General features: G+C 74.9%; 19 protein-coding genes. 13 read left to right on the top strand and 6 right to left on the bottom strand.

The window, feature by feature from the left end:
- Positions 1 to 2 precede the first annotated feature (2 nt).
- Positions 3 to 1529 (top strand): cobyric acid synthase, encoded by a 1527-nt coding sequence (locus tag AC2A1K_RS00095; RefSeq protein ID WP_483894277.1) that lies wholly within the window; start codon positions 3 to 5, stop codon positions 1527 to 1529.
- On the opposite strand, the gene AC2A1K_RS00090 is transcribed toward AC2A1K_RS00095, so the two are convergent.
- From AC2A1K_RS00090 to AC2A1K_RS00080, 3 genes are all read right to left on the bottom strand, one after another.
- Positions 1508 to 2731 carry a saccharopine dehydrogenase family protein gene (locus AC2A1K_RS00090; RefSeq protein ID WP_483894276.1) on the bottom strand — a complete coding sequence of 408 codons (1224 nt, stop codon included), beginning with the start codon at positions 2729 to 2731 and terminating at the stop codon, positions 1508 to 1510. The genes AC2A1K_RS00095 and AC2A1K_RS00090 overlap by 22 nt on opposite strands.
- 113 nt (positions 2732 to 2844) lie before the next feature.
- Entirely contained in the window at positions 2845 to 3057 is a 213-nt protein-coding gene (locus AC2A1K_RS00085; RefSeq protein WP_483894275.1) for a hypothetical protein, read from the bottom strand.
- Positions 3058 to 3276: 219 nt separating this feature from the next.
- Positions 3277 to 3726, bottom strand: coding sequence for a nitroreductase family deazaflavin-dependent oxidoreductase (locus AC2A1K_RS00080; protein WP_483894274.1), 450 nt, complete (start codon positions 3724 to 3726; stop codon positions 3277 to 3279).
- 108 nt (positions 3727 to 3834) lie between these two features.
- Between AC2A1K_RS00080 and AC2A1K_RS00075 the strand changes: the two genes are divergently transcribed.
- Positions 3835 to 4509 carry a TetR/AcrR family transcriptional regulator gene (locus AC2A1K_RS00075; RefSeq protein ID WP_483894273.1) on the top strand — a complete coding sequence of 225 codons (675 nt, stop codon included), beginning with the start codon at positions 3835 to 3837 and terminating at the stop codon, positions 4507 to 4509.
- 55 nt (positions 4510 to 4564) lie between these two features.
- Positions 4565 to 4834, top strand: coding sequence for a hypothetical protein (locus AC2A1K_RS00070; RefSeq protein ID WP_483894272.1), 270 nt, complete (start codon positions 4565 to 4567; stop codon positions 4832 to 4834).
- Between the two features lie 35 nt (positions 4835 to 4869).
- On the opposite strand, the gene AC2A1K_RS00065 is transcribed toward AC2A1K_RS00070, so the two are convergent.
- Positions 4870 to 5526, bottom strand: a complete 657-nt coding sequence (locus AC2A1K_RS00065) for a TetR/AcrR family transcriptional regulator C-terminal domain-containing protein (protein WP_483894271.1) — start codon at positions 5524 to 5526, stop codon at positions 4870 to 4872.
- A gap of 70 nt (positions 5527 to 5596) precedes the next feature.
- On the opposite strand from AC2A1K_RS00065, the gene AC2A1K_RS00060 reads away from it, so the two are divergent.
- Together AC2A1K_RS00060 and AC2A1K_RS00055 are read left to right on the top strand one after the other, a co-directional pair.
- A complete protein-coding gene (locus tag AC2A1K_RS00060; RefSeq protein ID WP_483894270.1) occupies positions 5597 to 6592 on the top strand; it encodes an ATP-binding cassette domain-containing protein in 996 nt (331 codons plus the stop codon).
- Positions 6589 to 7488, top strand: a complete 900-nt coding sequence (locus AC2A1K_RS00055) for an ABC transporter permease (RefSeq protein ID WP_483894269.1) — start codon at positions 6589 to 6591, stop codon at positions 7486 to 7488. The genes AC2A1K_RS00060 and AC2A1K_RS00055 overlap by 4 nt, the downstream gene beginning before the upstream one ends.
- On the opposite strand, the gene AC2A1K_RS00050 is transcribed toward AC2A1K_RS00055, so the two are convergent.
- Positions 7489 to 8889 carry a mycothione reductase gene (locus AC2A1K_RS00050; RefSeq protein WP_483894268.1) on the bottom strand — a complete coding sequence of 467 codons (1401 nt, stop codon included), beginning with the start codon at positions 8887 to 8889 and terminating at the stop codon, positions 7489 to 7491.
- Between the two features lie 376 nt (positions 8890 to 9265).
- Here AC2A1K_RS00050 and AC2A1K_RS00045 point away from each other — a divergent pair, with 376 nt between their 5' ends.
- The 6 genes from AC2A1K_RS00045 to AC2A1K_RS00020 all read left to right on the top strand — a co-directional run bounded on the left by AC2A1K_RS00045 (position 9266) and on the right by AC2A1K_RS00020 (position 15707).
- On the top strand, positions 9266 to 10081 hold the full coding sequence (locus tag AC2A1K_RS00045; protein ID WP_483894267.1) for a S1 family peptidase: 816 nt from the start codon (positions 9266 to 9268) through the stop codon (positions 10079 to 10081).
- A 281-nt stretch (positions 10082 to 10362) separates the two neighbouring features.
- Positions 10363 to 12426: a VWA domain-containing protein gene (locus AC2A1K_RS00040; protein WP_483894671.1), complete on the top strand. Its 2064-nt coding sequence runs from the start codon at positions 10363 to 10365 to the stop codon at positions 12424 to 12426.
- A 58-nt stretch (positions 12427 to 12484) separates the two neighbouring features.
- A complete protein-coding gene (gene cobO, locus AC2A1K_RS00035; protein WP_483894266.1) occupies positions 12485 to 13099 on the top strand; it encodes a cob(I)yrinic acid a,c-diamide adenosyltransferase in 615 nt (204 codons plus the stop codon).
- Entirely contained in the window at positions 13093 to 14493 is a 1401-nt protein-coding gene (locus tag AC2A1K_RS00030) for a cobyrinic acid a,c-diamide synthase CobB (protein ID WP_483894265.1), read from the top strand. Before cobO ends, AC2A1K_RS00030 begins: the two co-directional genes overlap by 7 nt.
- Positions 14490 to 15356, top strand: coding sequence for an alpha/beta fold hydrolase (locus AC2A1K_RS00025; RefSeq protein ID WP_483894264.1), 867 nt, complete (start codon positions 14490 to 14492; stop codon positions 15354 to 15356). Before AC2A1K_RS00030 ends, AC2A1K_RS00025 begins: the two co-directional genes overlap by 4 nt.
- On the top strand, positions 15357 to 15707 hold the full coding sequence (locus AC2A1K_RS00020) for a cobalamin biosynthesis protein (RefSeq protein WP_483894263.1): 351 nt from the start codon (positions 15357 to 15359) through the stop codon (positions 15705 to 15707).
- Positions 15708 to 15828: 121 nt separating this feature from the next.
- Here AC2A1K_RS00020 and AC2A1K_RS00015 read toward each other — a convergent pair whose 3' ends face one another.
- Positions 15829 to 16497 (bottom strand): alpha/beta fold hydrolase, encoded by a 669-nt coding sequence (locus AC2A1K_RS00015; protein WP_483894262.1) that lies wholly within the window; start codon positions 16495 to 16497, stop codon positions 15829 to 15831.
- Positions 16498 to 16631: 134 nt separating this feature from the next.
- Here AC2A1K_RS00015 and AC2A1K_RS00010 point away from each other — a divergent pair, with 134 nt between their 5' ends.
- Both AC2A1K_RS00010 and AC2A1K_RS00005 read left to right on the top strand, forming a co-directional pair.
- The gene (locus tag AC2A1K_RS00010; protein ID WP_483894261.1) at positions 16632 to 17069 is read left to right on the top strand and encodes a LapA family protein; all 438 of its coding nucleotides are present in this window, start codon (positions 16632 to 16634) and stop codon (positions 17067 to 17069) included.
- A complete protein-coding gene (locus tag AC2A1K_RS00005) occupies positions 17069 to 18148 on the top strand; it encodes a cysteine--tRNA ligase (RefSeq protein WP_483894260.1) in 1080 nt (359 codons plus the stop codon). The genes AC2A1K_RS00010 and AC2A1K_RS00005 overlap by 1 nt, the downstream gene beginning before the upstream one ends.
- The last annotated feature ends 268 nt before the right edge of the window (positions 18149 to 18416 follow it).

The raw sequence follows: 18416 nt of genomic DNA, 5'->3' as shown, positions 1-18416 counted from the left end.
GGATGAGCGGAGCGCTGCTCGTCGCCGGCACGACCTCGGACGCGGGCAAGAGCGTTCTCGTCGCCGGCATGTGCCGGTGGCTGCACCGCCGGGGCGTCGACGTGGCGCCGTTCAAGGCGCAGAACATGTCGAACAACAGCGTCGTGTGCGCCGACGGCGGCGAGATCGGCCGCGCGCAGGCGCTGCAGGCGGCGGCGTGCGGGCTCGCGCCGAGCGTGCGGTTCAACCCCGTGCTGCTCAAGCCGGGCAGCGAGCGCAGCGCGCAGGTCGTGGTGCGCGGCGTCGTCGACGGGACGGTGTCGGCCGCGAGCTACCGCGAGCGCAAGGCCGCGCTGCTCGAGGTCGTCGTCGAGACCCTGGCGGAGCTGCGCCGCGACCACGACGTCGTGATCTGCGAGGGCGCCGGCTCGCCCGCGGAGATCAACCTGCGGGCCACCGACATCGCCAACATGGGCCTCGCGCGCGCCGCCGACCTGCCCGTGGTCGTCGTCGGGGACATCGACCGCGGCGGCGTGCTGGCACACCTGTTCGGCACGCTCGCCGTGCTCGAACCCGCCGACCAGGCGCTCGTCGCGGGCTGGATCGTCAACAAGTTCCGCGGCGACCCGGCCCTGCTCGCCCCCGGGCTCGACCAGCTGCGGGTGCTGACGGGCCGTCGCACCCTGGGCGTGCTGCCGTGGAGCCCCGAGCTGTGGCTCGACGCCGAGGACTCGCTCGGGCACGTCGCCGACGGCGTCGTGGGGCGCCCGGCCCCGCCGCGCGGACGGGACTGGCTGCGGGTCGCGGTGGTGCGCCTGCCGCGGGTCTCCAACGGCACCGACGTCGACGCGCTGTCGAGCGAGCCCGGTGTTGCCGTCCGCTGGGTCACCGAGCCCTCGCGCCTCGCCGACGCCGACCTCGTCGTCCTGCCCGGGTCGAAGACGACCGTCGCGGACCTGGCCTGGCTGCGGTCCTCGGGGCTCGCCGACGCCGTCCTGGCCCACGCGGGCGCGGGCAAGCCCGTGCTCGGCGTCTGCGGCGGCTACCAGATGCTGGGCCGGCGCATCCACGACCCGCACGGCGTCGAGGCCGCACCCGGCACGGCCGACGGGCTGGGCCTGCTCGACGTGGAGGTGACCTTCGACGTCGCCAAGCACCTCGGCACCCCGAGCGGCACCGCGCTCGGGGAGCCGGTCGCGTTCTACGAGATCCACCACGGCCGGGAGCTGCGATCCTCTGCGCCCCCACTGGTGACCCTCGCCGACGGGACGCCCGAGGGTGTCGACGCCGGCCACGTGCTCGGCACCCACGCCCACGGCCTGCTCGAGAACGACGCCCTGCGCCGGCGCCTGCTCGCCCGCGCCGCGGCCGCCGCGGGCCGCGAGTTCGTGGCCGCGCCCGACACGTCCTACGCCGCGGTCCGCGCCGCCCAGCTCGACCTGCTCGGCGACCTCGTCGAGAAGAACCTCGACACCGACGCGCTGGAGCGCCTGATCGCCGACGGCCCGCCGACGGCCCTGCCGACGGTTCAGGCGCGGGCCACGTCGTAGACGTGCCCCGCGGTGCGCAGGCGCTCGACCAGCGCCGGGCCCATCGCCGTGGCGGGGGTCAGCGAGCCGGTGCGGTCGGGGAGCCGGTCGCCGTCGAGGGCGAGGCAGAGCCCGCTCTCGCCGAGCATGACCGCGGTGGCGGCGTAGCCCGGGTCGCCGGAGCCGGAGACGCGCCCGGTGTAGCGCGCGCCCGTGGTGGTCGTCGCGTCGATGTCGTGCCGGAACCACCCCGTCTCCTGCGTCCTCGTGCTCGGGCCCGTGCCGGGTTTGGGCAGGACGCGGTCGAGCACCCGACGCACGCCCGGCGTCGCGAACCCGGCGAGCATTCCGCCGAGACCCACCGTGACGGCACCGGCGGTGACCGCGCCGACCGGCCCGCTGCCGACGCCCATGACCTCGCCGTAGCGCAGCCCCTTGCCGTAGGCGTAGCCGGCGATCGCGTTGGAACGCCGCACGATCCGGGTGTTGTAGGACGCCATGACGAACGGGGCGACCCAGCGGCCGTCGACGCGGTGGGGTGCGGGGCTGTCGCTGGGCTGGCGGGTGTCGGGCTCGGCGTCGCGCTCGGGACTCAGCCCGAACGGGTCGCGCAGGAGCGCGACCACCGAGCGGTCGGCCTTGGCGGCGTCGGCGAGCCCGCGCATCGAGTCGATCGTGCCGCCCGAGACGCCGCCCCGGATGCGGGCGACGGCCGTGACGTCGGTGAGCTCGCCCTCCCCGTCGGCCTGGACGCGGCTGTGGAGCAGGAGGACCGCGAGGTCGGACGGGATCGAGTCGTAGCCGCAGGAGTGCACGATCCGGGCGCCGTTGGCGCGGGCGGTCTCGTCGAACCGGTCGATGGCCTCGCGGGCGAACTGCACCTCGCCGGTGAGGTCGGCGTAGTGGGTGCCGGCGGTCACGCAGGCCTCCACGACCGGGAGGCCGTACTTCGCGTAGGGCCCGACGGTGGTGACCAGGACGTCGGTGGAGGCGGCCATGCCCGCGAGCGCCGCGGCGTCGCCCGAGTCGGCGACCACCAGCGGCCAGTCGCCGCCGGGGGAGGGCAGCCGGTCGCGCACGGCCTCGAGGCGCTGCCGCGAGCGTCCGGCCAGCGCGATCCGTGTGCCCGCCGGGGCGTTCCGGGCGAGGTAGGCGGCCGTCAGCTCCCCGACGAAGCTCGTCGCGCCGAACAGGACCAGCTCGTGCTCACGATCACCGGACATGGCCGCACGATAGCGGCCCGCCCGGCGGCGCGAGTCGGTGGTTACTGGCCGGTATCGCTCGCCTGGCGAGGGTTACCAGCCAGTAACGACCCCTCGGTGCTCGCCGGCACCGGTCAGTGCCGAGGCGGCGGGTCGGTCACCGGCAGGCCGACCGCCCGCGCGAGACCGAGCATGCCCAGCAGCTCGGCGCAGTCCTCGACATCGGTCGCGTGCGCCGCCACGACCCGGGCCGCGACGCGCTGGTCGGCCTCGAAGGCGACCAGCGCCGACTCGTGGGCATCGGTGACGCGGTTGGTGGTGGGCTCGGGCTTCGGGCCGGCCCTCACGGCGTGCTCGCGATGGATGCGGCGAACGGGATGCGGGACATGACGACTCCCTCTCAGGGCCCCGCCGCGACCCCTGGGGATCGTCGGGCGACGGGGCACACCGGCACGGATCGCGCCGAGGAGCGCACTGCCCTTCCCTCGTCCCACGGGCGACGACCGGGGCGCCGCCCCGGGCCGGGTCGTGACCGAGGTTACCGCGTCGGCCGGGTCGTCCGGCGGTCAGGTCGTCGCGATCGCGAAGATCGGGTGGCGGTGAGCGATCGCGGCGAGCTCGTCGTCGCCGGAGTCGGCGCCGACGCCGTCGAAGAACGCGCCGACCTCCCAGGCCCACGCGCGCAGGTAGGCGCGCAGGACCGGGACCTTCTCGGTGTCGGCCAGCTCGGTCGCACGCACGGTCTCGGTGCGCCGCCCGACGGTCAGCTCGGCCTCGCCCGCCACGCGCAGGTTGCGGACCCACTGCGTCTCCCCCCGCGCGGCGACGAGGTAGCGACGGCCCTCGAAGGACAGCGGGTTGACCGGCGTCGTGCGGATCTCCCCGCTGCGGCGACCGCGGACCCCGAGGACCGCGGAGCCGGCCAGGGGCACGCCGAGGCGCGTCAGGCCGGCGACGAGCGGGTTCATCACGCGGCGGGTGAACGATCCGGGGGCCTGGTAGTGGGTGGCGGTCACGGGCCCTCCTCGACATGTGAGAGCGGTGCTCTCGCTTGACGTCGAGAGTGCTCCAGGTCGGACGACGTGTCAAGAGCACTGCTCTCGCTTTGTGGCACGATGCTCGCCATGCCGCACGGAATCCGCGCGCAGGCGCGGGCCGAGACCACGCGCGCGATCCTCGACGAGGCGCGCCGCCAGCTCGCCGAGCAGGGCGCGGCCGCGCTCTCGCTGCGGTCGGTCGCGCGCGAGGTCGGGATGGTGTCCTCGGCGGTCTACCGGTACGTCGCCGGTCGCGACGAGCTGCTGACCCGCCTGATCGTCGAGGCCTACGACGCCGTGGGCGAGCGGGCGGAGGCCGCGCGCGACCCGGGGGCGGCGCCCCGGGAGCAGTGGCGCGCGGTGTGGCGGGCCGTGCGGGCGTGGGCGCACGAGCACCCCGCCGAGTACGCGCTGATCTACGGCTCGCCGGTGCCCGGGTACGCCGCGCCTGCCGAGACGGTCCCGGCGGCCGGGCGCGTCGGTCTCGTGCTCGCCGCGATCGTCGCCGAGCACGGCGACCCGAGCGCGGCGGCGGGCTGGCCGAAGGTCCTGCGTTCCGACGTGCTGCCCGGCCTGGCGCCGTCCCTGGCGGTCCCCGCGGTGGTGGCGTGGACCCAGCTCTACGGCACCGTGGGGTTCGAGCTGTTCGGGCAGTACGAGAACGTCGTCGTCGATCGCGACGCCTACTTCGACGCGGTCGCGGACGCCGCGGCGACGTCCGTGGGGTTGCGGGAGAAGATCCGGCGCCGTCCGGGCGCTTGACGTCGTGGGTCCGACGCCGGACGGTGGCGAGGTCAACGGCGTCGAAGGGGGCTCGATGGCGGAGCACAGGCGGTCCGACACGGAGGGTGAGCCGTCGCTCCCCGAGGCCGTCGAACGCGAGCGCGCGGCCGAGGAGGTCGCCGACCTCGAGGCCGACTCGCTGCCCGTGGCCGAGCGCAGGTCTCGGCAGGCGGTGGACGAGAACGACACCTCGCTGCCCGGCACCGAGCGGCGCGAGCGGGCCGACGCCGAGCGCGCCGACGCCGAGGAGGCGCGTGAGAACCCGCGCCCGATCCCCGGCGAGGAGCACCTCGGGCGCGACTGAGGGCCCCTATCCGGTCCGCTATCCGGTCCGCGCCCCTATCCGGTCCGCGCCACCGCGCTCGCCTGCTGCACGCGCAGGCCGGCGATCATGAGGTCGAGGCCGTGGCGGAAGAGCGCGTCGTGGTCGGCGCCGTGCTCGGGGCGGTCGGCGAGCACGTCGGCGAGCGCGGCGTGCTGCGGGAACAGCACCGGGTCGTGGGCGGCGCCGTCGCCCGCCGACGCGTCCCGCTCCCGCTCCGCCTGGTACTCCAGTGCCGAGCCGATCACGAGGTTGCCGACGGCCTGGATCGCCGCGAACGCCGCCGCCGGCGCGAAGCCGGCACCGACGAGCGTGCCGAGCGTCTGCTCGACGGCCGGCATCGCCGCCTCGGTCGGTCGGTTGCCGGCGACGACGCGCGCCGCGTCGCGATGGGTCACGAGTGCGCGGTACTGGCGGGTCGCGCGCTCGCGCAACCACTCCGCCCAGTCCTCGCCCGGCGCCGGCGGCGTCACCTGCCACTGGTCGACGAGCAGGCGCTCGGCGACGTGGTCGAGCAGCGTGCGCTTGTCGGCGACGTGCCAGTACAGGGTCGGCGCGCTCACTCCCAGGTCGCGGGCGAGGCGGCGCAGGGACAAGCCCTCGAGGCCGACCTCGGCCAGGAGATCCACGGCGGCGTCGACGACGTCGTCGCGGGTGAGGGTCTTGCGCGCCACCGCGGGACCTCCTTGCCGTCTCGAACACCGTCAGAGTAGCGTCTCTAACACTGTTAGAGGAGGGGTGCGGATGGACACACCGGCGGTCGCGGTCCGCGGGCTGGTGAAACGGTACGGCGCGGTCGAGGCGGTCCGCGGGATCGACCTCGAGGTCGCGCGCGGGGAGACGTTCGGCTTCCTCGGGCCGAACGGGGCGGGCAAGTCCACCACGATCAACATCCTGTGCACCCTCGTCGAACCGACCGACGGGCACGCGGAGGTCGTGGGGCTCGACGTCGTGCGCGACCGCGCCGCGGTGCGCCGCCGGATCGGGCTGGTCTTCCAGGACCCGACGCTCGACGCCCCGATGTCGGGCGAGCAGAACCTGCGCTTCCACCAGGAGCTCTACGGGGTCGACCGCCGGCGCGCGCCCGCGCGCCGCGAGGCGGTCCTGCGCATGGTCGGGCTCTGGGACCGTCGGGCCGACGAGGTGCGTACCTACTCCGGCGGCATGCGGCGCCGCCTCGAGATCGCCCGCGGCCTGCTGCACTCGCCGCAGGTGCTCTTCCTCGACGAGCCGACGATCGGGCTCGACCCGCAGACCCGGGGCACGATCTGGGACTACGTGGCCGAGCTCCATCGCACAGAGGAGATCACGGTCTTCGTCACGACCCACTACATGGACGAGGCCGAGCACTGCGACCGTATCGCGATCATGAACGAGGGCCGGATCGTCGCCCTCGACACCCCGGACGCGCTCAAGGCGCAGGTCGGCGCCGATCGGATCGCGATCACGACCGACGACGACGAGGCGGCCCTGCGCGCGCTGCGCACCGAGCTCGGACTCGACCCGGCGATGCGCGAGGGCGCGGTGACGATCGCGGTGCCCGACGGCGCCGGGTTCGTGCCGCGGCTGTTCGACCGGCTCGGCGGCCACGGCGTCGCGATCCGTTCGGTGACCGTCACCCGGCCCAGCCTCGACGACGTGTTCCTCGCCCACACCGGCACCACCATCCGCGACGCGGAGGCCGGGCCAGGAGAATCGCGGGGCACGCATCCCATGGCGATGCGGATGAGGCGCTCATGACCACCGAGACACCCTCGGGGCTGACCACCGAGGCCGTCCGGGTCCCCGACAGCAGCCTGGTGACCGAGGCGCGCGCCGCGACCGTGGTCTGGCAGCGCGAGATGATCCGGTTCGTCAAGGACCGCTCGCGGATCCTGTCCTCGCTGGCCCAGCCGCTGCTCTTCCTCTTCGTGCTCGGCAGCGGGCTCGGGTCCCTGCTCGGCCAGGGGAACGGGCCGAGCAGCACGGGCGGAGCCGGTGGAACAGTGCCGTTCACGACCTTCCTGTTCCCGGGCGTCATGGCGATCTCGGTGCTGTTCACCGCGGCGTTCGCCGGCATCTCGATCGTCTGGGACCGCGAGTTCGGTTTCCTGCGCGAGATGCTCGTCGCGCCGGTGTCGTCGGCGGCGATCCTCGTCGGCAAGGCGACCGGCGGCGCCACCGTCGCCACCCTGCAGTGCCTCGTGCTGCTCGCGCTGGCCGGGCTCGTCGGCGTGCCCTACGACCCGCTGATGCTGCTGGCCATGGTCGGTCTGATCTTCCTGATGGGCTTCATGATCACGGCGCTGGGACTCGTGCTCGCGGCGCGGGTGCGGCAGATCCAGACGGCGATGCCGCTGGTCCAGCTCGTGATCACGCCGCTGATGTTCCTGTCCGGGGCGCTCTTCCCGCTCTCGGGTCTGCCGACGTGGCTCGCGGTGCTCACCCACGTCAACCCGATGACCTACGCCGTCGAGCCCCTGCGCTCGGTGGTGTTCGACCACCTCGACGTCGACGCCGCCACCCGCGCCCGGTTCGACCCGGGGATCGTCTGGGGGACCTGGCAGGTGCCCGTCGCCGTGCAGATCCTCATCACGGTCGCGTGCTGCGTGATCCTGCTGGCGCTGGCGGTGTGGCGGTTCCGACGAACCGAGTGATCACCAGTTCTCGGGGTCGAGCGGGAGCCCCAGCAGGGCGTTCTCGACGACCTCGGGCAGCGCCGGGTGGATCCAGTACTGCCTCTCGGCCATGGTCCGGGCGTCGAGGCCGAACGTGATCGCCTGGATGAGCGGCTGCACCAGCGAGGAGGCCTGCGGGCCCATGAGGTGGGCGCCGAGCAACGTCCCGTCGGGCGAGGCGACGATCTTGACGATGCCCGTCGTGTCCTCCATCGCCCAGCCGAACGCGACGTCGCCGTAGCGCTGCACCTTGCAGACGTAGGGGATCCCGCGGTCGCGGCAGTCCTGCTCGCGCAGGCCGATCGACGCGATCTGCGGCTCGGTGAACACCGCGGCCGGCACGTGCGCGTTGTTGGTGACGCGCGGGTCGTCGGGGTACAGCAGGTTGTGCCGCACGACCGCGGCCTCGTGGTTGGCGACGTGCTTGAGCTGGAACTCCGAGCTCACGTCGCCGAGCGCCCACACGCCCGGGACGCTGGTGCGCTGCTGCTCGTCGACGACGATCCGGCCGTCGGGGTGCAGCGCGAGCCCGCCGGCCGTGGCGTCGAGGCGGTCGCTGTTGGGGATGCGCCCGGTGGCCACGAGCAGCGCGTCGCCCTCGATCGCGCCCTGGTGGGTGTGCACGACGATCATGCCGTCGGCGCGTCGCTCGGGCGGCGCGGTGGGCGCGGCCTCGAGCAGCACGTTCCAGCGCTGGGCCGCGAGTTCGGTGAACCGTGACGAGATCTCCTCGTCCTGGTCGCGCAGGATCGCCGGCCCGCGCGTGGCGAGGGTGACCTCGGAACCGAGCGCGGAGAACACGTGCGCGAACTCGGCCGCGATGTAGCCGCCGCCGATGATCGTCAGGCGGCGCGGGACCTCGTCGAGGCGCATGACGTCGTCGGAGGTGTGGAACGGGACGCCACTCGAGGCGATGACCTCGGGGATCGCCGGTCGCGCGCCCGCGGCGACGACGATGCGGTCGCCGGTGACGGTGACCGGGTCGTCGTCGGCGACGGGGCCGTCGGTCGGCGTCACCGCCAGCGTGCGCTCGCCGGTGAACCGGGCGTGGCCCAGGTAGACCGTCGTGCCCTCCTGACCCTCGCGGTAGCGCTGCCCGCCCGCCGAGATCGGGTCGATGCGCCCGAACACGCGGTCGCGGATGTCGGCCCAGCGGATCTTGTCGACCGAGGCGTCGACACCGAGCCGGGCGGCGTGCCGGATGGTCTCGGCGACGTCGGCGGCGTAGACGTACATCTTGGTGGGGATGCACCCCACGTTGAGGCAGGTCCCGCCGTAGACGCCGTGCTCGATGATCGCCACGTCCAGGCCGGCGAACCGCTCGTCCGGGATCGTGTTGCCCGAGCCGGTGCCGATGATGACCAGGTCGTGGTGAGGCACGCTCCCACGGTAGTGCGCCATCGATGTCCGCGCGGTCCGGCCGGTCCACATCACCCACGCCGGGCGCCGCGCGACGAACGGTCACCGCTCCGTCCGCTCGTCGACAGCGACTGACCGTTCATCGGCCGACAGCCACTCGACCGTGTCGTTTACCGACGGAAATCGACCGTTCATCGTCGCTCGGCGGAGCGAACCTTCCCGTCGTCGCCTTGTCCGTCGACCGCTCGGCTGCTGTCGTCTGCCGCCGAAGGCAGCTCGCATCTGCGCCGAACGGCACAGGGAGCGCGCCGCCGAAGAGACCTGAGCGGGAGGGGCGGACCGGATGACGAACGGCGTGCGCGGTGGGTGGGCCACTCGAGGCACGGGACGAGCCCTCGTGCTCGCCGGGGTGGCCCTCCTGCTCGCGCTCGCCGGTGCCGGCGGTGCCTCGGCGGCCGCTGGAACCCCGCCCACCCTGCCGCCGCCCGACGACGGCACGGGTTCGGCCGGGGCCCTCGTCGTCGACGCGGGCGTCCGCGTCGTCGGTGGCGCGCGCACGACCACCGACGAGAACCCGTGGGCGGTCTACCTCACCGACCCCGGTGGGTTCCAGTTCTGCGGCGGCACGCTGGTCGCGCCGACCAAGGTGCTCACCGCGGCCCACTGCATGGCGGCCACGACCGCCGAGCAGACCCGCGTGGTCATCGGCCGCGACGACAAGCAGTCGACGGTCGGCGAGAGCTCGACGGTGCGCTCGGTGTGGGTCAGCCCGGAGTTCGAGGGCGTGGGCCGGGGCACCGACCTCGCGGTGCTGACGCTCGCGACCCCCAGCCCGCGCACGCCGCTGCCGCTGGCCGGCCCCGGCGACGAGGAGCTCTACCAGGACGGCCGCGCCGCTCAGATCTACGGCTGGGGCACGACCGCCGAGAGCGGCACGCCCTCGCGGTACCTGCTGACGGCCACCGTCCCGATGCGCGGCGACGACTACTGCCGCTCCGGTGACCGGACGTTCGACGCCCGCCGAATGACCTGCGCCGGGTTCGACCAGGGCGGTGTCGACTCATGCCAGGGCGACTCCGGGGGACCGCTCGTGGCCGCGGGCAAGCTCATCGGCGTCACGTCCTTCGGCGACGGCTGTGCCCGCGCCGGCAAGCCCGGCTACTACGTGCGGGTCGCGACGGCGAGCCCGGGCCTGGCCGCGCAGCTGACCTGACCGGGAAGACGTCCGGACCGGAGGGCAGCCCGGTCCGACGAAACGGAGACGGGACCCGGACCCACCTGCCCCCGGGGTCCGGGTCCCGCTCCGCGGAGTTCTCCATCGTCACGTTCACCTCAGCGGACGCTCAGATGTCGTGGGTTAGGGTCGGCCGTCTCCTCCCGTCCCCGTCCGATGGTCGAGCTCCGTCTCGCTCCGTCTCGCTCCGTCTCGAAGGACATTCCTTGGGCTTCCCGTTCTCGGCCGTCGTCGGCCACGAGGACCTGCGAACCGCCCTCATGCTCACCGCCGTGGACCCGGGCATCGGGGGCGTGCTGGTGCGTGGGGAGAAGGGCACGGCGAAGACGACGATCGTGCGCGCGCTCGCCACGCTGCTGCCGCCGGTCGAGGTCGTCACCGGCGACCGGTTCTCCGTCGACACCGACGCCGGCGAGGAGAGCCCCGACGGCCCCTTCGCCGCCGACGCCCCGCGCGAGCGCCGCCCCGTCCGCCTCGTCGAGCTGCCCGTCGGCGCGTCCGAGGACCGGGTCATCGGCTCGCTCGACCTCGAGGAGGTCCTCGCCCACGGCCGCGCGACCGTGCGGCCCGGCCTGCTCGCCGCCGCGCACCGGGGCGTGCTCTACGTCGACGAGGTCAACCTCCTGCACGACCACCTCGTCGACCTGCTCCTGGACGCGGCCGCCACCGGGCGCGCCACCGTCGAGCGCGACGGCGTCTCGCTGACCCACCCGGCCGCGTTCCTCCTGGTCGGGACCATGAACCCGGAGGAGGGCGAGCTGCGCCCGCAGCTGCTCGACCGCTTCGGGCTCACCGTGCACGTCACCGCCTCGCGCGACGTCGCCGAGCGCACCGAGGTCGTGCGGCGGCGGCTGGCCCACGACGCGGACCCCGACGCCTTCGCCGCCCGCTTCGCCGGCGACGAGGACGCGCTGCGCCTGCGCCTGGTGCAGGCCCGGGCGCGCCTGGCGGCCGTGGTGCTGCCGGACGCCGAGCTCGTGCGCATCTCGGCCCTGTGCGCGGAGGTCGGGGTCGACGGGATGCGCGCCGACGTCGTCCTCGCCCGTACCGCGGTCGCCCACGCCGCCTGGCGCGGCGCCGACGTCGTCGACGCGTCCGACGTCCGCGCGGCCGCCCGCCTCGCCCTGCCCCACCGGCGCCGCCGCGACCCGTTCGACGAGCCGCACCTCGGTGACGACGAGCTCGACGAGGCGATGGAGCGCGCGGACGAGGCGGCGTCCGACCCCGGCGAGCCCGAGCCTCCCGAGGGCGGACCGGACGACGACGGCGGCGGCCCCGATGACGGCGGCGGTCCCGACGACGACGGCGGCGGTCCGGGCGGTGGTCCGGGCGGTGGTCCGGGCGGTGGTGGTGACGGTGGTGGTGACGGTGGTGGCGCGCCGCCGCCGTCGAGCTCGGCGCCGCCGCGGGGGCCGTCGAACGGGGAGTCGCAACAGAGCTCGACGCCTGCGGAGCCCTCGGGGCCCTCGGGGCCCTCGGGGCCCTCGGGGCCCGAGCCCGCCGGCGTCCCGGTCGGCGCCCCCGCGCGGACGCGGCTGACGGCGCGCCGGTTCGAGGTCCGCGGCACGGGGGAGGGCGCGCCGGGCCGTCGCTCGCGAGCCCGGGGTCGTCGGGGCCGTGTGGTGCGGGCGGTCCCCGACGCGCGCGACGACACCACCCTGCACGTGCCCGCGACGGTGCTGGCGGCGGCGGGGCGGGGCGCACACATGGCGCGTGAGGATCTGCGCCACGCCGTGCGCGAGGGCCGCGAGGGCAACCTCGTCCTGTTCTGCGTCGACGCGTCCGGGTCGATGGCGGCGCGGCGGCGGATGTCGGCGGTGACCGGGGCCGTCGCCGCCCTGCTCCGCGACGCCTACCAGCGCCGCGACCGCGTGGGTGTCGTGACGTTCCGGGGCGGCGCGGCGAGCGTGACGCTCCCGCCGACGACCTCGGTGCACGCGGCTCACGCCCGCCTGCACGACCTGCGCACCGGCGGGCGGACCCCGCTCGCCGACGGGCTGCGCACCGCCCGGGCCGTGCTGCGCACCGAGCGCACCCGCGACCCTCGCCGGCGCGGGCTGCTCGTGGTGCTCACCGACGGGCGCGCCACCAGCTCCGGGGGCCTGGACGCCGCCCTCGACGCCGCGCGGGGTCTCGCGCGCGACGCCGGCGCCGCCGGGCGGGGTGCGAGCATGAGCACCGTCGTCGTCGACTGCGAGTCCGGTCCCGTGCGCCTCGGGCTCGCGGGCCGCGTGGCGCGCGTCGCCGGTGGCACCGTGGTCACCCTCGACGAGCTGACCGGCGAGTCGGTCGCCGGCGTCGTCGAGCAGTTCCGCGCCTCGTGAGCACTTTCCGGGCCTGTGGCCCCGGAAAGTGCTCACATGCCGACGAAGGAGGCTGACAGTGCCGCAGGGGGTCCCGAGCAGCGTCCCGAACGACGGGCTGACGACGCGCCAGCGCCGGCGCCGGCCGCTGCTCGTCGTCCACACCGGCGTGAACAAGGGCAAGTCCACCGCCGCGTTCGGGCTCGCGCTGCGGCAGTGGACCGCCGGGTCGTCGATCGCGGTGTTCCAGTTCGTCAAGTCCGCGAAGTGGCGCGTGGGCGAGGAGACCGCCCTGCGGGCCCTCGGCGACCTGCACCGCGACACCGGCCAGGGCGGGCCGGTCGAGTGGCACAAGATGGGCGAGGGCTGGTCCTGGTCGCGCAAGCAGGGCTCCGAGTCCGACCACGCCGCGGCCGCGCGCGAGGGCTGGGCGGAGATCCGACGCCGGCTCGAGGCCGGGGCGCACGACTTCTACGTGCTCGACGAGTTCACCTACCCGCTCAAGTGGGGGTGGATCGCGGTCGACGAGGTGGTCTCGGTACTGAACGACCGCTCCGGCCACCAGCACGTCGTCGTCACCGGTCGCGACGCGCCGCCCGCGCTGATCGACGCGGCGGACCTCGTCACCGAGATGACCAAGATCAAGCACCCGATGGACGCGGGGCAGAAGGGGCAGAGAGGTATCGAGTGGTAGCCCTCCCGCCCCGCGTGGTGATCGCCGCGCCGTCCTCGGGCAGCGGCAAGACCACCGTCACCACCGGCCTGCTCGGCGCCCTCGCCGCGCGCGGTACGGCCGTCGCCCCGTTCAAGGCCGGCCCCGACTACGTCGACCCCGGCTACCACGCCCTGGCCGCCGGCCGCCCCGGCCGCAACCTCGACCCCGTCCTCGTCGACGCCGCGACCCTGCCCGGGCTGGTCGTGCACGGGAGCCGGGGCGCCGAGCTGGCCGTGATCGAAGGGGTCATGGGGCTCTTCGACGGGCGCATCGACACCGACCGGACCGCGCGGGACGAGGCGGGCTCCGCAGGCTCCGCGGCCCGGGCCGACGGCTCCACCGCCCACGTCGCGCGCCTGCTCGACGCCCCGGTCGTGCTCGTGGTCGACGCGCGCGGGCAGTCGCGCTCGGTCGCCGCCCTGCTCGCCGGGTTCCGGGACTTCGACCCGCGGCTGCGCCTCGGCGGCGTGGTCCTCAATCGCGTCGGCTCGAACCGCCACGAGGAGATCCTGCGCGCGGCCTGCGCCGAGATCGGCCTGCCCGTGCTCGGCGTCCTGCCGCGGCACGCCGCGCTCGCCGTCCCGTCGCGCCACCTCGGGCTGGTCACCGCCGCGGAGCACGGGGCCGTGGCCCGCTCGGCGGTCGACGCGATGGCCGAGCTGGTCGCCGACCACGTCGACCTCGACGCCGTCGCCGCGCTCGCCCGCTCGGCACCCACGTCGCCGGCGGTCGCGTGGGACCCGGCGAGCGTGGTCGGGTCGGTCGTGCCCGGCGCCCCGGTGGTGGCCGTCGCCGGCGGTGCGGCGTTCACCTTCGGCTACCCCGAGCACGTCGAGCTGCTGGCCGCCGGCGGGGCGCAGGTCGTCACCGTCGACCCCGCCCACGACACCGCCCTGCCCGCGGGCACCGCCGGGCTCGTCCTGCCGGGCGGGTTCCCCGAGGAGCACGCCGAGGCACTGAGCGCCAACGCCGCCCTGCGCGCGGACGTCCGCGCGTTCGCGGCCGCGGGCGGTCCGGTGCACGCCGAGTGCGGCGGGCTGCTCTACCTCGCACGCTCGTTGGACGGTGCGCCGATGTGCGGGGTGCTCGACGCCGACGCCGCCATGGGCCCACGCCTGGCGCTCGGGTACCGCACCGCGACGGCGTGCGCCGACTCCCCGCTCGCCGCTGCGGGCGAGACCGTCACCGGGCACGAGTTCCACCGCACCGTGACCACCCCGCGCGCCGGCGGCTCACCGGCCTGGCGCTGGGACGGCGCGGAGCCGGAGGGCTTCGTCCTCGGCGGCGTGCACGCCTCCTACCTGCACACGCACCCGGCGGGTCGTCCCGAGGGTGTCGCCCGCTGGTTGCGCCACGTCACGATGTCCCGATGACCGGTCACCGCGTCACCGTCCACGGCCGCGCCGTCGCCCTCGCCGAGCACGGCGACCCGGCGGGCGCGCCGGTCTTCCTCTTCCACGGCACCCCCGACAGCCGTCTGGGCAAGGACTTCACCGACGGGCCGGCCCGGGAGCGCGGGCTGCGCATCCTCTGCCCGGACCGCGGCGGGATCGGCGGCTCCGACCCGGTGCCGGGGCGCACGATCGCGGGCTACGCGGGTGAGATCCTGGCTCTGGCCGACGCGCTCGGGATCGATCGCTTCGCGACCGTCGGCTACTCCGCCGGCGGGCCGTTCGCGCTGTCCTGCGCCGCCGGGTGCAACCCGCGGATCACCGGCACCGCGCTGATGGCCGGCGCCGGGCCGATCGACGACCGCCCGGGCGCCCGCGAGGGCCTCGCGAAGTCCGACCTCGACATGCTCGACCTCCTCCAGGACCACCCGCACCGCGAGGCCATGTCGCTGCGGTTCCAGAAGTGGGCGACACGGCTGATGCCGTCGGCCGCGGTCTCGCAGATCTCCGCCGAGCTGGCGCAGCCCGACAAGGACTTCATCGCCCGCCGCCCGGCCAAGGAGGAGATGTCCTTCTTCGTGGAGTCGCTGCGCCAGGGTCCGGCCGGGGTCATGGAGGAGTACCGGCTGTGGGCGGGCCCGTGGCACCTCGACTGGTCCGCGGTCACGTCGCCCGTCGAGATCTTCCAGGGCGAGGCCGACAGCATGGTGCCGATGCACCACGCCGAGGACATCGCGTCGCGGCTCCCGGCCGGCGTCGGGCGTCTCCACCGTCTGCCGGACACCGGGCACCTGTCGATCCAGGACCACGTCGCCGACGTGCTCGACGCGCTGGTGACACCGTAGATGGCGGTGGTGCTGGGTGTCGGGATCGAGCCCGGGACGGCCCTGGCCCGTCTGGAGGAGGCGGTCGACGCGCTGGGTCTGGACCGTGTCGACGTCGTCGCCACGATCGAGACCCGCGCGTCGGAGCCGGCGGTGCTGGCCCTCGCAGACGGCCGGACCCTGCGGACCTATCCCGCCGCCGAGCTCGACACCGTCGACGTCCCCAGCCCCTCCGCCGTCGTCCGCCGCCTCGTGGGCACCGGCAGCGTCGCCGAAGCGGCCGCGCTGCTGGCCGCCCGCGAGCTCGGTGGTGGTGAGCTCGTGACGCCCAAGCAGCGCGGCCGCGGTGTCACCGTGGCCGTGGCACGGTGACGATCAGGGCTGCGGATCAGGGCTGCGGATCAGGGCTGCGGATCAGGGCTGCGGATCAGGGCTGACGGTCACACCCGCCGTCCGCCCACCAGCCCAGGACGCCGGCCGGGGTGGGTGCCGGTCACGGCTGAGCGGCGTCCAGCAGGATGTCGCGCAGTTGCTCGGGGACGTCGCGCATGAGGTTGTGGGCGGCGTCGAGCTCGTGGACGGTCCAGGTCGGGTCGTCGCGGAGCCTCTCCAGCGTCGGACCGAACGGCGAGGGTAGGCCGAACCAGTTCTTCGCGTAGACGTAGACGCGCTTCCGGAGGTCCTCGAGGCCGTTCTCGAGGTGGGCCGGCTGCTCGAGGGTCGCGAGCGGGTGGTCGGTCGCGCGGGCGTCGAAGAACGGCAGCGTCGGGACGAGGCCGGTCGCGCGGCCCTCGTCGTACCAGGCGCGCTCCTCGTCGCCGGTCATCGTGCGGGCGGTCTCGCCGTGGCGGGGGACGAAGGCGTCGAGGAAGACGAGCGCATCGACCGTCCCGGGGCGGCGGTCGGCGGCGACGGTGATGGGGAGCCCGCCGTAGCTGTGGCCGGCGAGGACCACCGGGCCGTCGCTCGCGTCGAGGGCCCGCACGACGTCGGCGACGTGGGTCTCGAGGTCGACGGTCGGGTCGGGTGGGGTGTCGGGGTCACCGACGGAGGTCAGGGTGAGGGCCGCGACGTCGTGGCCGGCGGCGCGCAGCTCGGCGGCGAGGTCGTCGAAGCACCAGCCGCCGTGGCACATCCCGGGGACGAGGACGAAGGTCGTCATCAGCTCATCGTCGTCGGCGCCGGGCCATACGTCGAAGACATGCTTCGTCTGATCGACATCAGTGAGGCTTCTGATCGGCGTGGCGCTCGCCCAGGGGCTCACGTCGGGCGCCGGGACGCGCGAAGATGGCGGTCATGAGCGAAGAGCCCCGGTACGGCGCGCCGTCGCCCGCCGACGGGCCGACCAGGCCCGGCACGGCCGCGGTGACGCGGGCCGAGCTGGAGGCCTCTACCTCCGCCGGGGCCTCGACACCGCCGTCGGAGCGCCCGACCATTCCCGACGGCGCCGCCGCGGCCCGCCCCCGGGTGCGGACGTCGCCGGGCCGCACGCGGATCGGCGGCGCCTGGATCGGGCTGATCCTCGGCGCCGTCGTGCTCGTCTTCCTGCTGATCTTCATCCTCCAGAACCTCGACCCGGCGCGCGTCGTGTTCCTCGGGGTCGAGGCCACCCTGCCGCTCGGCATCTGGCTGCTGTTCGCCGCGATCGCCGGGATGCTGCTGCTCGCCATCCCCGGCCTCGGGCGGATGGTGCAGTGGCGCCGGGCGGCCAAGCGCACCGGAAGGACACGTTGATGAGCCCGTCGCTGCGCCTGGCCGGCGCACCGCTGCCGCTGGTGGGGCGCGCCCGCGCCTACGTCTGCGGCATCACGCCCTACGACACGACCCACCTCGGCCACGCGTCGACGTTCGTGTGGGCCGACGTCGCCGCGCGTGTGCTGCGTCGCGTCGGTATCGAGGTGATCAGCTGCCGCAACGTCACCGACGTCGACGACGTCCTCGACGCGGCCGCCGAGCGGGCCGGGGCGCGGTTCGACAGCTTCGCCGCGGTGGGTCAGTTCCGCTTCGACCACGACATGGCCGCCCTCGGCGTCCGCCCGCCGACCCACGAGCCGCGCGCCCACAACCACGTCGACGGCGTCGTCGCCCTGGCCTCGGCGCTGCTCGAGCGGGGCGCGGCGTACGAGCGGAACGGGGCGGTGCTGTTTCGGGCCGTCTCCCGGCCGACCGAGCTGGTGGGTGACGAGACGTCCAGCGAGGCGCCCTGGCCCGAGGCCGACGACCCCGCCGACGCCCTCGTCTGGCGTCCCGCCGCGCCGGGGGAGGCCGCCTGGCCCAGCCCGTGGGGCGACGGGCGCCCGGGCTGGCACGCCGAGTGCGCGGCGATGGCGCTGACCGTCCTGGGCCCCGCGGTGGACCTGCACATCGGGGGCGCCGACCTGCGCCACCCGCACCACACCACGCAGGCCGCGATGGTCGAGGCCGTCACCGGGGTCGCGCCGTTCGCGCGTGCGCGCCTGCACGTCGGCACCGTGCGGGTGGACGGCGAGAAGATGGCGAAGTCGGCGGGAAACCTGCTGCTCGTCGGCGAACTGCTCGAGACGCACCCGGCGGCCGCCGTGCGCCTGCTCCTGCTCGATCGGCCCTGGGCGCAGCCGTGGGACGTCACCACCGGCGCCCTCGACGACGCGGCCGCACGGCTCGAGCGGCTCTACGCGGCCGCCGCACGCCACCCCGGCGGCAACGGCCCCGCGACCGAGGCCGTGCTCGCGCGCCTGCTCGACGACCTCGACGTCCCCGGGGTTCTCGACCTCGCGGAAACCGAGGGCGGCGAGGCGGCCCGGACGACACTCGCCGTGCTCGGGCTGGCCTGACCCGCAGGGCTCCGACCGAAGGGCACCTCGGGTCGGGTAGATCGGCGAGGGGCCCCCTTCGCCGGAACGTGGTCGGCCGAGAGGTGCCTCCCGCATGATCATCGAGCTGGTTGAGCTGGGGGAGGTGCTTCTCGTGGGGGGTGCTGGGCCGGGGTCGGTGCAGCGACCCTCCGGTGACGCGGGTGTCGCCGCTGTCGCCGGTGGGTGGTAGGATCGAACACATGAGCGAACCGATGGGTGGCGTGGAGCGGGAGGTGTTCGACCGTGC

The sequence above is a fragment of the Actinomycetospora sp. 2LY8.5 genome, from assembly GCF_057180585.1.
Note: the sequence above shows the minus strand (reverse complement) of the source record. Positions and strands in the feature narration are given on the sequence as shown.